General features: G+C 53.7%; 1 rRNA gene. It reads right to left on the bottom strand.

Annotated elements, in window-relative coordinates:
- Positions 1–255: ribosomal RNA gene (locus MW695_RS23305) — 16S ribosomal RNA — on the bottom strand; the annotation flags it as partial.

Here is a 255-nt window from a genome sequence, read left to right as displayed (position 1 = left end):
ACTTAAAAGACCGCCTGCGCGCGCTTTACGCCCAATAATTCCGGACAACGCTTGCCACCTACGTATTACCGCGGCTGCTGGCACGTAGTTAGCCGTGGCTTTCTGGTTAGGTACCGTCAAGGTGCCATCCTATTTGAATAGCACTTGTTCTTCCCTAACAACAGAGCTTTACGAGCCGAAACCCTTCATCACTCACGCGGCGTTGCTCCGTCAGACTTTCGTCCATTGCGGAAGATTCCCTACTGCTGCCTCCCG

It is taken from the genome of Halalkalibacter sp. APA_J-10(15) (assembly GCF_023017105.1).
Lineage (GTDB): Bacteria > Bacillota > Bacilli > Bacillales > Bacillaceae_D > Halalkalibacter.
Note: the sequence above shows the minus strand (reverse complement) of the source record. Positions and strands in the feature narration are given on the sequence as shown.